Source organism: Actinomadura napierensis, from assembly GCF_039529375.1.
GTDB classification, from domain to species: domain Bacteria; phylum Actinomycetota; class Actinomycetes; order Streptosporangiales; family Streptosporangiaceae; genus Spirillospora; species Spirillospora napierensis.
This window is the reverse complement of the sequence record NZ_BAAAMR010000019.1, coordinates 16,472-28,427: the sequence shown is the minus strand read 5'-3', so window position 1 is coordinate 28,427 and position 11,956 is coordinate 16,472. Positions and strand designations below refer to the sequence as shown.

14 protein-coding genes are annotated in these 11,956 nt (G+C 72.5%); 9 read left to right on the top strand and 5 right to left on the bottom strand.

Annotated elements, in window-relative coordinates:
• Positions 1-111: 111 nt before the first annotated feature.
• Both ABD296_RS13280 and ABD296_RS13275 read left to right on the top strand, forming a co-directional pair.
• Positions 112-2,199 (top strand): RNA degradosome polyphosphate kinase, encoded by a 2,088-nt coding sequence (locus ABD296_RS13280; protein WP_344265741.1) that lies wholly within the window; start codon positions 112-114, stop codon positions 2,197-2,199.
• Positions 2,192-3,082, top strand: a complete 891-nt coding sequence (locus tag ABD296_RS13275; RefSeq protein WP_344265738.1) for an NUDIX hydrolase — start codon at positions 2,192-2,194, stop codon at positions 3,080-3,082. Before ABD296_RS13280 ends, ABD296_RS13275 begins: the two co-directional genes overlap by 8 nt.
• Before the next feature lie 9 nt (positions 3,083-3,091).
• On the opposite strand, the gene ABD296_RS13270 is transcribed toward ABD296_RS13275, so the two are convergent.
• Positions 3,092-4,603, bottom strand: coding sequence for a CYTH and CHAD domain-containing protein (locus tag ABD296_RS13270; protein ID WP_344265735.1), 1,512 nt, complete (start codon positions 4,601-4,603; stop codon positions 3,092-3,094).
• A gap of 109 nt (positions 4,604-4,712) precedes the next feature.
• On the opposite strand from ABD296_RS13270, the gene ABD296_RS13265 reads away from it, so the two are divergent.
• Positions 4,713-5,411, top strand: a complete 699-nt coding sequence (locus ABD296_RS13265; protein WP_344265732.1) for an HAD family hydrolase — start codon at positions 4,713-4,715, stop codon at positions 5,409-5,411.
• Here ABD296_RS13265 and ABD296_RS13260 read toward each other — a convergent pair.
• Positions 5,408-6,055 (bottom strand): TetR/AcrR family transcriptional regulator, encoded by a 648-nt coding sequence (locus ABD296_RS13260; RefSeq protein ID WP_344265729.1) that lies wholly within the window; start codon positions 6,053-6,055, stop codon positions 5,408-5,410. The genes ABD296_RS13265 and ABD296_RS13260 overlap by 4 nt on opposite strands.
• A gap of 98 nt (positions 6,056-6,153) precedes the next feature.
• Between ABD296_RS13260 and ABD296_RS13255 the strand changes: the two genes are divergently transcribed.
• Genes ABD296_RS13255 through ABD296_RS13240 form a run of 4 tightly spaced genes read left to right on the top strand, consistent with a single transcriptional unit; the run spans position 6,154 to position 8,795 of the window.
• A complete protein-coding gene (locus ABD296_RS13255) occupies positions 6,154-7,086 on the top strand; it encodes a zinc-binding dehydrogenase (RefSeq protein WP_344265726.1) in 933 nt (310 codons plus the stop codon).
• Positions 7,087-7,120: 34 nt separating this feature from the next.
• Positions 7,121-7,780 carry a TetR/AcrR family transcriptional regulator gene (locus tag ABD296_RS13250; protein ID WP_344265723.1) on the top strand — a complete coding sequence of 220 codons (660 nt, stop codon included), beginning with the start codon at positions 7,121-7,123 and terminating at the stop codon, positions 7,778-7,780.
• 32 nt (positions 7,781-7,812) lie between these two features.
• Positions 7,813-8,214, top strand: a complete 402-nt coding sequence (locus ABD296_RS13245; RefSeq protein ID WP_344265720.1) for an ester cyclase — start codon at positions 7,813-7,815, stop codon at positions 8,212-8,214.
• A gap of 38 nt (positions 8,215-8,252) precedes the next feature.
• The gene (locus ABD296_RS13240) at positions 8,253-8,795 is read left to right on the top strand and encodes a GNAT family N-acetyltransferase (RefSeq protein ID WP_344265717.1); all 543 of its coding nucleotides are present in this window, start codon (positions 8,253-8,255) and stop codon (positions 8,793-8,795) included.
• Here the strand turns inward: ABD296_RS13240 and ABD296_RS13235 are convergent.
• Together ABD296_RS13235 and ABD296_RS13230 are read right to left on the bottom strand one after the other, a co-directional pair.
• Complete coding sequence (locus tag ABD296_RS13235) at positions 8,792-9,238, bottom strand: GNAT family N-acetyltransferase (protein ID WP_344265714.1); 447 nt, start codon at positions 9,236-9,238, stop codon at positions 8,792-8,794. The two genes, ABD296_RS13240 and ABD296_RS13235, sit on opposite strands and share 4 nt — an antisense overlap.
• Positions 9,239-9,294: 56 nt before the next feature.
• The gene (locus ABD296_RS13230; protein ID WP_344265711.1) at positions 9,295-9,924 is read right to left on the bottom strand and encodes an HNH endonuclease family protein; all 630 of its coding nucleotides are present in this window, start codon (positions 9,922-9,924) and stop codon (positions 9,295-9,297) included.
• 321 nt (positions 9,925-10,245) lie between these two features.
• Here ABD296_RS13230 and ABD296_RS13225 point away from each other — a divergent pair, with 321 nt between their 5' ends.
• Positions 10,246-10,377 (top strand): hypothetical protein, encoded by a 132-nt coding sequence (locus ABD296_RS13225; protein WP_344265708.1) that lies wholly within the window; start codon positions 10,246-10,248, stop codon positions 10,375-10,377.
• Between the two features lie 11 nt (positions 10,378-10,388).
• Entirely contained in the window at positions 10,389-10,631 is a 243-nt protein-coding gene (locus ABD296_RS13220; RefSeq protein ID WP_344265705.1) for a hypothetical protein, read from the top strand.
• Positions 10,632-10,755: 124 nt separating this feature from the next.
• On the opposite strand, the gene ABD296_RS13215 is transcribed toward ABD296_RS13220, so the two are convergent.
• Positions 10,756-11,952 carry a helix-turn-helix transcriptional regulator gene (locus ABD296_RS13215; protein WP_344265703.1) on the bottom strand — a complete coding sequence of 399 codons (1,197 nt, stop codon included), beginning with the start codon at positions 11,950-11,952 and terminating at the stop codon, positions 10,756-10,758.
• Positions 11,953-11,956 lie beyond the last annotated feature (4 nt).

Sequence of the window (11,956 nt, the reverse complement as noted above, 5' to 3'; positions counted from 1 at the left end):
GGCAAAACCCGAGTGATCAACAGGAACCACGGGCATGATCGACGTATCTGACTCATCGCCGAAACATCTCTGTTCCACCGCTGTTCACCTTGGTCAGGAAAAATTGGGGACATGACCGTCAACCCAGGACACCATCTTCCTCGTGCCTCCGAAGCGCTGCCCGACGACCGCTTCCTCGACCGCGAAGAGAGCTGGCTGCGCTTCAACCAACGCGTCCTGGAGCTGGCGGAGGATCCGGAGCTGCCGCTGCTGGAGCGCGTCCGGTTCCTGTCGATCTTCTCGAGCAACCTCGACGAGTTCTTCATGGTCCGCGTCGCCGGCCTCGCCCGCCGGATGGCGACCGGCCTCGCCGTCCAGTCCGCCAGCGGCCGGCAGCCCCGCGAGGTGCTGGAGCGCACCGGCGCGGTCGCGCACGGGCTGATGCGCCGGCACGCCGCCTGCTTCCGCGAGGAGGTCCTGCCCGACCTCGCCAAGGAGGGCATCGAGATCCTGCGCTGGGACGAGCTGGCCGAGACCGAGCAGGAGCGGCTGCGCCGGCTGTTCCGCGACCGGATCTACCCGGTGCTCACCCCGCTCGTCGTCGACTCCGCGCACCCCTTCCCCTACATCTCCGGGCTGTCGCTGAACCTCGCCGTGATCGTCCGCGACCCGGAGACGGACGCGACGATGTTCGCCCGGGTCAAGGTGCCGCCGCTGCTGCCGCGCTTCTTCGAGGCGTCCCCCGACCGGTTCACCCCGCTCGAGGACGTGATCGCCGCGCACCTCGGGCAGCTGTTCGTCGGGATGGAGGTCGTCGAGCACCACGCGTTCCGGGTCACCCGCAACCAGGACCTGGAGATCGACGACGACATCAGCGAGGGGCTGCTGCAGGCCCTGGAGCGCGAGCTGCTGCGCCGCCGGTTCGGCCCCGTCGTCCGGCTGGAGGTCGAGGAGTCGATCTCCGAGGGCGTGCTGGAGCTGCTCACCACCGAGCTCGCCATCGAGGAGGGCCAGATCTACCGGGTCGTCGGCCCGCTCGACCTCGGCGGCCTCGGCGCCATCGCCGACCTGGACCGGCCCGAGCTGAAGTACCCGCCGTTCGTGCCGTCCAAGGAGGCGCTGCCGGAGGACGTCAGCATCTTCTCGGCGATCCGCGAGGGCGACGTGCTCCTCCACCACCCCTACGACTCGTTCACCACGACCGTGCAGCGGCTGATCGAGGACGCCGCCGCCGACCCCGGCGTGCTGGCGATCAAGCAGACGCTGTACCGCACGTCCGGCGACTCCCCGATCGTGGACGCGCTGATGAGCGCCGCCGAGGCCGGCAAGCAGGTCGTCGTGGTCGTGGAGCTGAAGGCCCGCTTCGACGAGCGCGCCAACATCGCGTGGGCGCGCAAGCTGGAGACGGCCGGCTGCCACGTCGTGTACGGGTTCGTCGGGCTGAAGACACACTGCAAGCTCGCGCTGGTCGTCCGGCAGGACTCCGACGGCCAGCTGCGCCGCTACTGCCACATCGGCACCGGCAACTACCACCCGAAGACCGCCCGCCTCTACGAGGACTTCGGCCTGCTGACCTGCGCGCCCGACGTCGGCGAGGACGTCAGCGCGCTGTTCAACCACCTCACCGGCTACTCCCGGCAGAGCCACTACAACCGGCTGCTGGTCGCGCCGAACAGCCTGCGGTCCGGGCTCGTCCAGCGGATCGAGCACGAGATCGACAACCACCGCGCCGGGCACCGCGCGCGGATCCGGATCAAGTGCAACTCGCTGGTCGACGAGGTGGTCATCGACGCGCTGTACCGGGCGTCGCGGGCCGGCGTGCCGGTGGACGTGTGGGTGCGCGGCATCTGCGCGCTGCGGCCGGGCGTGCCCGGGCTGTCGGAGACGATCCGGGTGCGCAGCGTCCTCGGCCGGTTCCTGGAGCACTCGCGGGTGTTCGCGTTCGAGAACGGCGGCGAGCCGGAGGTGTGGTTCGGCAGCGCCGACCTGATGCACCGCAACCTCGACCGCCGCGTCGAGGCGCTCGTCACGGTCACCGACCGGGGCCAGCGCGACGACCTGATCGCGCTGCTCGACCGGGCGATGGACGAGGGCACGCACGCCTGGGCGCTGGCCGGCGACGGCACCTGGACGCGCAGCGAGGCCGGCCCCGGCGAGACGCTGCTGGACATCCAGACCCACCTGGTGCGGAGCCGGCGCTGGAGGACGGTCGATGGCTGACGCCGACGACGCTGCGGGGCTCATCCGCGCGGCGGGCGCCGTGCTGTGGCGGGACGGCCCGGACGGCCCCGAGTTCGCGGTGGCGCACCGCCCCAGGTACGACGACTGGTCGTTCCCGAAGGGCAAGCTCGACCCGGGCGAGCACGTGCTGCGCGCCGCCGTCCGGGAGATCGAGGAGGAGACCGGCCTGGTGCCGCGCCTCGGCCGGCGCCTGCCGACCGCCGAGTACCGGCACGGCGAGCGGCCGAAGCGGGTCGACTACTGGGCGGCGCGGCCCGTCGCGGAGGCCGCGTTCACGCCGAACGAGGAGGTCGACGAGCTGGCGTGGCTGCCCGCCCGCGAGGCCGGGGACCGGCTGAGCTACCGGCACGACGCCGCCCTGCTCCGCGCGTTCCTGGAGGGCCCGCCGCGCACCTGGCCGCTGATGATCGTCCGGCACGGGTCGGCGGGGGAGAAGCACGACTGGCGCGAGCCCGACGAGCTGCGCCCCCTCGACGCCCGGGGCCGGGCCCAGGCCGCCTCGCTCGCCGCGCTGCTGCACTCCTACGGCCCGGCGCGGCTGCTCAGCTCGGCGACGGCGCGCTGCCTGGAGACCGTCCTGCCGTACGCGCGCCGCGTCCGCGCCGACGTCGTCACCGACGCCGCGTTCACGGTCGGGGAGACCGGCCCCGACCGCGCCCGCGAACGCCTGCTGGACCTGCTCAGCGACGAGGCCCCGACCATCGTCTGCACGCACGGCGAGAACGTGTCCGAGCTGGTCAGCGGCCTGTGCCGGGAACTGGGCGAGAAGGTGCCGGACGACCCGAGCCTCCGCAAGGGGGAGTTCTGGGTGGCCCACGTCGGCGCCGGCACCCTCACCTCCCTGGAGCGCCACACGCCCTGAGACCGAGACTCAGAAGGCGGGGCCGAGGGTCTGGGACCAGGTCACCGACAGCCTGTCGCGCGCGGTCTCGGCCGCGCACCGCTCCCACCCGTACAGGACGCCGAGGTCGAACGCCTCGGCCGGGTTCCTGGTGCGCGCCGCCGCGGCCTTGAGGAACTCCATCGCGATGACGCCGTCCTGGTAGCCGCCCAGTACCTCCTGGATGCGCTTGGCGTCCTTCGCCACCCTCTTGGCCGCCACCCCCAGCACGGGCATGGCGAGCTCGGCGGCGTACCGCGCGCGCTTGGCCGCCTTACGGGTCTCGTGCCGCGCCACCTCCGCGTCCTCGGCGATCGCAATGGACGCGTACGCCCTGCCCATCCGGTTCCACGACCGCGTCACCAGCTCGGGGAGTTCCTTGCGCGCCTTACGCGCGGCGGCCTCCGCCAACGGCGGCTCCGCCACGAGACGGTCCAGCTCGTCCAGCAGGGCGAAATAGCGGGGCTCCTTGAGGGAGGCGTTCAGCCGCCTGTAGGCGGTGCGCTCCTGGTGGGCGAGATCGTCCAGCCAGTTGGGGGACGCGCCGTCCAGCCGGTCCTTGAACCGCATCCGCAGCACCTCGCAGTCGCGGACCTCGCCCAGCACTGCCGCGAGCCACTTCAGCTCCGGCTCCAGCGGCTCGGTCCGCTCCTCGTCGAGGACGGGCCGGTACGCCTTCAGCGCGCTGCGGATCCGGCGGACCGCCACCCGCATCCGGTGCACGGCGTCGTCCTCGGCCAGCCGCGCCTTCGGGTCGAACCGCACGACGGCCTCGACCTGCGCGGCGAGGTAGGCCATCACCGCGTCGCCCGTCGTCGCGGGGCCCTTGCCGTTGTCGATCGCCGCCACCAGCCGCCCCTTGCACACCGCCCGCGCCCGCGCCGCCTCCGAGGGCACGATCGCGTCGCCCAGCAGCCGGCCCAGCTTCGAGGACGACTTGGCCCGCCGCGCCCCCGCCTTCCGCAGCCGCTTGCCGGCCGCCTTCAGCAGGTCCGCCGGCCCGTCCCCCAGCTCGACCTCGATCTCCCGCCACCGCTGCGCCTGCCCGTCCGCGGAGCCGCGCGCGTCCCGGCCGGTCACCTGGTCGTCGGCGACCTCCGCGAGCATCGCGCCGTCGGCCCCGTACAGCCGGACGACCGTCCGCCGCGTCTCCAGTGTCGCCACCGGGTCCAGCGGCGCGCCTCGCGTGTACGCCGCGACCAGCCCCGCGAGCCGAGCCGGGACGACCCGCGGCCGCCCCAGCGGCGCCCGCAGCTCCTGCCTGCTGTCCGGCCCCGCCGGCATCTTCAGGTGCCAGCCCGCGTCCGCACCGCCGCGCCGCCGCCGCAGCGTGATCCCGTGCGCGGCCAGCCGGAGGTCCGGCGTGTCGAAGTAGCTCGCGTGCAGCTCGACGACCTCCGGGTCCGCCGCCGACTCCGCGCCCGGCAGCCCGCCCAGGTCAGGAAGAACGAAATCGGCTCCGGCGTCGTACTTCTGCTCGATCTCGAGATGCCTTTCAGGCACGATCAGCTCCTTCGGGGGACGGGTTCAATGGCGGCGGGCACACCCGGATGACCAGCATTTCACGGCAAGGTGAACGGAAGCGGAAAAGCCGGCGGCCTACGATTCGTGCGTGCGCACCCTCGTCCTCTGGGACATCGACCACACCCTCCTGAACGCGGGCGGCCTGTCCGTGGACATCTACGCGCAGGTGTTCCACCGCGTCATCGGCCGCCCGCCCGAACGCGTCGCCCCGATGGCCGGCCGCACCGACCGCGCCATCACCACCGACACATTGCGTCACCACGGCATCGACCCCACGCCCGGCGTCCTCGCGGACTTCACCGACGCGCTCGCCCTCGCCTTCGAGGCGCGCGCGCACGAACTGGCGGCCCGGGGGAGGACGCACGACGGCGCGCGCGGCGTCCTGGAGGCCCTCGCGGCACGGCCGGACGTGATCCAGTCCGTCCTGACCGGCAACATGGCGCAGATCGCCGCCTGCAAGCTGAAGGCCTTCGGCCTCGACGCGTTCCTCGACCTGGAGATCGGCGCCTACGGGATGGACGGCGTCGAGCGGCCGCCGCTGGTGGAACTCGCCCGCGAGCGCACCGCCGCGAAGTACGGGGAGCGGTTCGGGCCGTCCAGCACCGTCCTGATCGGCGACACGCCGCACGACGTCCGCGCGGGGCACGAGGGCGGCGCCCGGGTCGTCGCGGTGGCGACCGGCGCCACGTCCGCCGCCGACCTGCGCCTGTCGGGCGCCGACACCGTCCTGACCGACCTGACCGACACCGCGCAGGTCATCGACCTGATCCTCGGCACCGCCGGTTAGTGCGCAGCGCCGTCCGCCGGACGGGGCGCGGCGGTCAGCGTGAGGCTGCCGGGCAGGGCGGCCATGGCGTCGCGGAAGCGGGCCGCGAGGTCGGACGCCGAGGGCGGATCCGCCGCCGTGGCGGCCCAGGCTTCGAGGGCGTGCCGCCACGCGGCGACCATCATGTCGCCCGCCAGGCGGGGCCGCGCGTCGTCCGGCAGGTCGAGCCGGCGGTGCAGGACGGCGAGCACGGACCGCATGGTGCTCTCGCAGAAGTGCAGGCCGTGCGCGTCCATCGAGGGGGTCGCCTGGAGCAGGCGGTAGCTGAGGACGGCCCGGCCCGCCCACGCCTCGTCCGCCACCCGGTCCAGTGCCGCAAGCAGCGTCGACTCCATCAGGCCCAGCAGCGGCCGGCCGTCGGCCGGGGCGTTCTCCAGCTCTTCGAGGAAGGCCCGCCACATGTCCTCGAGCGGCGCCATCGCGACGTCCTCCTTGCCGCGGAAGTAGCGGAAGAACGTGCGCTTGGACACCTCGACCTCGTCGCACACCTCGTCGAGCGTGACCCGGCCGAAGCCGTGCTCGCCGAACAGGGTCAGGGCCGCGTCGACCAGCGCCTGGCGGGTGCGCTGCTTCTTGCGTTCGCGCAGCGACGGAGCCGTGGTCATGGCCCCGAGTGTATCCGAGGAGCGAACGCCCCTTGCAGGCTTATGCCACTGAGGGGCATAAAGTGGTGATCGTTCCTCTGCTCGGAAAGGTGGCACCCATGCGTGCTCTGCTCGTCGACCACTCGTCCGCGTCCGGCCTGCGCCTCGGCGAGACCGCCGATCCCGTCCCGGAGCCGCACCAGGCGCTGGTCCGGGTGAGCGCCACCTCGCTGAACTTCGGCGAGGTCAGGCACGGCATCGCCGGCTCACCGGACGGCACCGTGCTCGGCTGGGACGCCGCCGGCGTGGTCGAGCGCGCCGCCGCCGACGGGTCCGGACCGGCCGCCGGCACCCCCGTGGTGACGATCGGCTTCGACGGCGCCTGGGCGGAGCTGCGCGCCGTCGTCGCCGCCATGCTCGGCACCGTCCCGGCCGGGGCCGATCTCGGCGCGATCAGCACGATCCCGGTGGCGGGCGCCAGCGCGCTGCGCGCCCTGCGCAAGTTCGGCCCGCTGCTGGGCAAGCGCGTCCTGGTGACGGGCGCCACCGGAGGTGTTGGCCGGTACGCCGTGCAGCTCGCCCGGCGCGGAGGGGCCCGCGTCGTCGCGTCCACCGGCGACCCGGCCGCGCACGGCGACGCGCTGCGCGCGCTCGGCGCCCACGAGGTGGTCGCGCACCCCGAGCAGACGGACGGCCTGGTGGACGGGGTTGTGGACAACGTCGGTGGCCCTCAGCTCGTCGCGGCGTTCGGCAAGCTGGCACCGCACGGCAGCCTGGTCGCGGTCGGCCACGCGACCGACGAACCGGAGACCTTCCCGTTCGGCGCCCTCTTCGGAAACGACGGCCGGCACGACCGGTCCCTCGTCACCTTCTACCTGCTCGGCGGCAGCATCGACCTCGCCGCCGACCTGACGTGGCTCGCCGGGCAGGTCGCCGCCGGGCACCTCGACCCGGGGACCTCGTGGCGCGGCGGCTGGGAGCAGGCGGACGAGGCCGTCGCCGCCCTGCTCGACCGCCGCCTGCACGGCAAGGCGGTCCTGGAGATCGGCTGAGGGCGCCGGGGGCCGTCCTGGCACACTGCTCGGCGTGAGCAGGGAAGACGGGACGGGGCGGCGCGGGCGCCCGGCGCGGCTGACCCGCGACCGCATCGTGGACGCGGCGGCGCGGATCGTCGGCCGCGAAGGCAGCGCGGCGCTGTCGATGCGGAAGGTCGCCGACGAGCTGGGCAGCGCGCCGATGAGCATCTACCGGCACGTCCGCGACAAGGACGAGCTGCTGGTGCTCGTGCTCGACCGCATCGTCGCCGGGCTGCCCCGTCCAGAGCTCCCCGGCGACCCGCGCGAACGGCTGCTGACCCTGCTGACCTGGGAGCACGACGAGCTGGCCAAGCGGCCGTGGATCGCCGGGGTGCTGGCCGGCGGCGACCTCATGGCGCCCGCGATCGTGTGGCTGCTGGAGGAGATCTACGCCGCGTGGCGGGCGTGCGGGCTCACCCTCGCGCAGGCGGCCGCGGCCAACCGGATCGTCTGGGGCTTCCTGCTCAGCGACCTGCTGCAGCGCGCGGACGTCCCGCGCGACCGGGCGCCGTACCAGGTCGCCGTGCCCGCCGCGGTCGACCCGGCCGCCCACCCCAACCTCGCCGAGCTGGCCGGCTACTGGACCGCGCCCGACCGCCGCGACCGCTTCGCCGCCGACCTGTCGTCCCTGGTCGACGCCCTGATCGCCACGCCGCCCCGGGTCGTTTGACATTTATGCGTACGCGTACGCACCATGGATCCATGGATGCGCACACCCTGTACCGGCGCTGGCTCTTCGACGCGTGGTCCGGGGACTACGACGTCCTCGGGGAGATCCTCACGCCCGGATTCACCGGCCACTGGCCCGGCATGGACGTCCACGGCCCCGACGGCGCCGCCGAGCAGATCCGCCAGTCCCACGCCTACTTCTCCGATATCGAGAACACCCTGGACATCGGGCCGCTCGTCGACGGCGACCTCGTGGCCGCCCACTGGACCTTCCACGGCTCCTACCAGGGCGGGATCCCCGGCACCACCGCCGCGCCCGGCACCCGGATCTCGTTCGTCGGCCACGACCTCTTCCGCATGGAGGACGGGCGCTTCGCCGAATACTGGCCCGTCTCCGACGGGCTCGGCATGATGCGGTCCCTCGGCGCTTTCTGAGATGCGCCGCTCGGGTCCGGGCTTGTAGAACTTTGTCCATGCCTGAGCTCGTTCGTCCCACGACCGACGTCCACGCCTCCTTCCTCGCGGCGATGGCGGAATTCCGCGAGGAGGGGCGCGGCGGCCCCGACGACCGCAGCCAGATCGGCCACGACCTGCGCCAACTCGGCATCGAAGGGCTGACCGCCACGGACGCCTTCGCCGCCTACGTCGCCCGCCTCAACGCCGAGCCGCTGCCGGAGACGCCGCGTCCCGAGGGCTTCGTGCCGTCCACCACGTTCTGGCTGGTCGACGGGCCGGAGTTCCTCGGCCGGATCCAGCTCCGCCACCGGCTCACCGAATGGCTGCGCGACGTCGGCGGGCACATCGGCTACGACGTCCGCAAATCCGCGCGCCGCCGAGGCCACGCGTCCCGCATGCTCCGCGAGATCCTCTCGTACGCCCACGGCCTCGGCATCGACCCGGCCCTCGTCACCTGCGACGTCGACAACCTCGGCTCCCGGAGGGTCATCGAAGCCTGCGGCGGCGTCCTCGAAGACGTCCGCGCCGGCAAGCGCCGCTACTGGATCCCGACCGCCTAGAGCGCGAGCTTGAACCCTTCGTGGCTGCGGGCGAACCCGATCGAGACGTAGAAGCGGTGGGCGTCCTCACGCCGCTTGTTGCTCGTCAGCTGGACGATCGCGCAGCCGCGTGCGCGAGCCCTCGCGATCGCGCCGTCCATCAGCGTCCGGCCGAGCCCGCCGCCGCGCCGGTCCGCGCGAACCCGCACCGCCTCGATCAACGCCCGCTCGGCACCGCCCTTGCCGAGCCCGGGAATGTAGGTCGCCTGCAGGCACCCCACCACGGTGCCCCCGTCCACGAGCACCAACATCTCGTTGCGCGGATCATCGTCGATCGCCGCGAACGCCCGCTCGTACGCCTCCGTCACCACGACCGACGCCGGATCGACCACCTTCTCCTCGTCCGCCAGCAACGCCAGAACCGCCGGCAGATCGTCACGCGTCGCCGCCCGCACAGAAACCATGATCCCGACCCTAACCGCGTGGCACCCGCCCACCGGACGGGTGCCACGGGCCCTGGTCAGCAGCCGTTGAGCGTCGAGGTGAGCGCGCTCTTCTCCGCGCTGTCCACGGTGAGGTCGTAGGACCACTTCACCTGGACCCAGGCGCGCGCGTAGGTGCAGCGGAAGGCGGTGCGGGACGGCTGCCACTCGGCGGGGTCCTTGTCGCCCTTCGCCTGGTTGACGTTGTCGGTGACCGCCCACAGCTGCGGGCTGCCGAGGTCGTTGGCGTAGTCCTGCCGGTGCGCGGTCGTCCAGGCCCAGGCGCCCGACGCCCACGCCTCGGCGAGCGGCACCATGTGGTCGATGTCCACATCGGCCGGCGACGTCCAGGTGGCACCGTCGTACGGCGAGTACCAGGAGCCGGACGTCGGGTAGCAGGAGGAGTCCGTGCTCACGTTCGTCCCGTCGCGCTTGAGCACCGTCTCGCGGGTGTTGCAGGTGCCGGAGATGGTGATCCAGTGCGGGAACAGCGAGCGGTCGTAGGAACTGGCATGCGATTCGGCGGCCACGGTCAGCTCTGCGAGCCGGGTGCGGGCCGTACTGGCGGACGGGATGTTCGGCGGGGTCGCGGACGCCGGTGCCTGCACGGCGACGAGCAGTGCGCCCAGCAGCGCCGCCGGCAGCAGGAACAGGAGCAGACGTCGCATCGAGGATGCCCTTCTGCGGCCGCCCACCGGCGGGGACCGGACTCCCCGAACAGGGCACGGGGACGACAGCCCCGATACCGTGACATTTAGGGCAACTCAGTGAAACGTCACTGATTGCCCAGAAGACACCCCCACCTTGGTCGAAACCTGTCGACCAACCCCGTCACCAGCCCCAACAGCGCCCCACCCAGCACCCCGCCACAAAAATTCACCCGCCCCGCCCCCCGCATTAACGCACCATTCCCGAGCCCACCAACGCTTACCAATCGGGGTCAGACTCCTTGAAAGAAACGCAGGCCCGACCTAGAATTCGACCGTCGCGTGACCAGGAAGGCGAGCATCGCCAAGGCGAAGACCAAGGCCGCCTACGTCAGACGCGAACTCGCGGATGACCACGTCCGCGAGGGGCTGGAGGTCGTGACACCGGCCGCATCAAGGAACTCGCGCACCTAGCGGACGAATGCATGAGCTTCCAGGTATCACGTGAGAACGCCGCGCGGTCGATTCCCGCACCCAACGGCTTCGACTATTCGATGAGCGGCCGGTACCTGTATTGCCGCGTCACGAACGTCAACATCGTCATCGACTGGGAAGGCTTCGACTACTCCCGCCCCGGCGTGCTGGACACGGGCACCGGACTGGACGAGGTTTCCGCCGAGCACGACGTGGAGCGAATAGCCCGCGCCATAGTCACCGTCCTGTGCTAACCCACCCGGCCGCACACCCCGCGATACGCCTCCCGAAGGTCACCCGCCTCCGGAACGCCCAACCCGTCGGCCGCCCCGACGACTTCCGCCGCCCGCCAGTAGTTGAACGGCACCAGCCGCCCGCTCAGCAGAGGATGCCGGTCAGGTCGGTGACGGACGGGTGCTTTGGGTAGCGGGTTTTCAAGATGCGGTGGACGTGGGCGATGTCGCGGGGAGTCTTCGTGCCGCCCGTCGCGGCGAGGACCTCGACGGCCGCCCGCAGTTCGGCGACCGCGTGTTCCGGATCGCCCGCCAGTGCCCGGGCCGCCGCCGCCTTCACGCGATACCAGGCGACCCACTCGGACCCGCGGATGCTTTCGGGCATCGCCTGGATGCCGTCGGTGAGGAGGTCGGCGGCGGTGGTGTGCTCTTCCAGGTACCCGAAGATCAGGCCGCGCTGCATGGTGAGCATCGCGGCGCCATAGAAGTAGAGGCCGTCCGGATCGGCGGCGCCTCCCTGCCCGGCGAGGACGTCCTCGGCGCGTCCGATGGCCTGGAGAGCGCCCTGCCGGTCGCGGAGCAGGGCCAGCGCCCGGCCGCGCTGCTGGGTCGCGACGGCACGCGTGCCCGGCGCCGTCGCCAGCCCGGCGGCGGTCTCGGAGAGGCTCGCCATGTCGCGGTACTCGCCGCTCGCCCAGGCCAGATGGCCACGCATCGAAAGTGCGGTCGCGGCCAGGTCCTTGTCGCCGGCCTGGAGGCCGAGACGGAGTGCCTGGTCGTAGAGCGGTGCGGCGGCAGCGTGCGCGTCCACGGCGGTGCTCAGCCATCCGTTGAACTGGGATGCCTCGGACGCGAGCGCCAGCAACCGGGCGGCGTGGGCGTCCGGAGCCTCGCGCAGCAGGCGCATCACCAGGGCCAAGTGTGCCTGCGCGGCGCCGAGCACGGCCTGCGAGCCGATCACGTCCTCCACACGCCGCTGGTTGGCCAGCGTGGCCGCCAGCCCGTCGATCACGGTGCCGTCGAGCCGGGCCGGATTCCGCACCGCGAAGGCGAGCCGCTCGCCGTCCCCGGAGGCCTCTCGCGGCCCGGCGTCACCTCCGAAGAGGCTTTCTTCGGGGGTGTTGAGGGCGGCGGCGTAGAGGAGGCGGTAGCGGGGGCCTACTGCGTGTTCGCCGGCTTCGTGGCCGCGGATCGTCCGCTCGAGGTCGCGAAGCGACGGGAGGCGTTGCCGGACGCGGTCGGACGCCACCTCGCGGAACCGTTCGGCCAGGTCGGCGACCGTCAGGCCGTGCGCCTTCCGGGCCGCCCGCAACCGCTCCCCGACGCGCTTCTTCTCGGACACCGCA

Excerpts from the sequence above, each read along its gene's own strand:
- ABD296_RS13280 (WP_344265741.1), top strand. The coding sequence starts at position 112 with ATGACCGTCAACCCAGGACACCATCTTCCTCGTGCCTCCGAAGCGCTG.
- ABD296_RS13235 (WP_344265714.1), bottom strand. The coding sequence starts at position 9,238 with ATGGTTTCTGTGCGGGCGGCGACGCGTGACGATCTGCCGGCGGTTCTG.
- ABD296_RS13220 (WP_344265705.1), top strand. The coding sequence starts at position 10,389 with ATGAGCTTCCAGGTATCACGTGAGAACGCCGCGCGGTCGATTCCCGCA.
- ABD296_RS13275 (WP_344265738.1), top strand. The coding sequence starts at position 2,192 with ATGGCTGACGCCGACGACGCTGCGGGGCTCATCCGCGCGGCGGGCGCC.
- ABD296_RS13230 (WP_344265711.1), bottom strand. The coding sequence starts at position 9,924 with ATGCGACGTCTGCTCCTGTTCCTGCTGCCGGCGGCGCTGCTGGGCGCA.
- ABD296_RS13260 (WP_344265729.1), bottom strand. The coding sequence starts at position 6,055 with ATGACCACGGCTCCGTCGCTGCGCGAACGCAAGAAGCAGCGCACCCGC.
- ABD296_RS13245 (WP_344265720.1), top strand. The coding sequence starts at position 7,813 with ATGGATGCGCACACCCTGTACCGGCGCTGGCTCTTCGACGCGTGGTCC.
- ABD296_RS13240 (WP_344265717.1), top strand. The coding sequence starts at position 8,253 with ATGCCTGAGCTCGTTCGTCCCACGACCGACGTCCACGCCTCCTTCCTC.
- ABD296_RS13255 (WP_344265726.1), top strand. The coding sequence starts at position 6,154 with ATGCGTGCTCTGCTCGTCGACCACTCGTCCGCGTCCGGCCTGCGCCTC.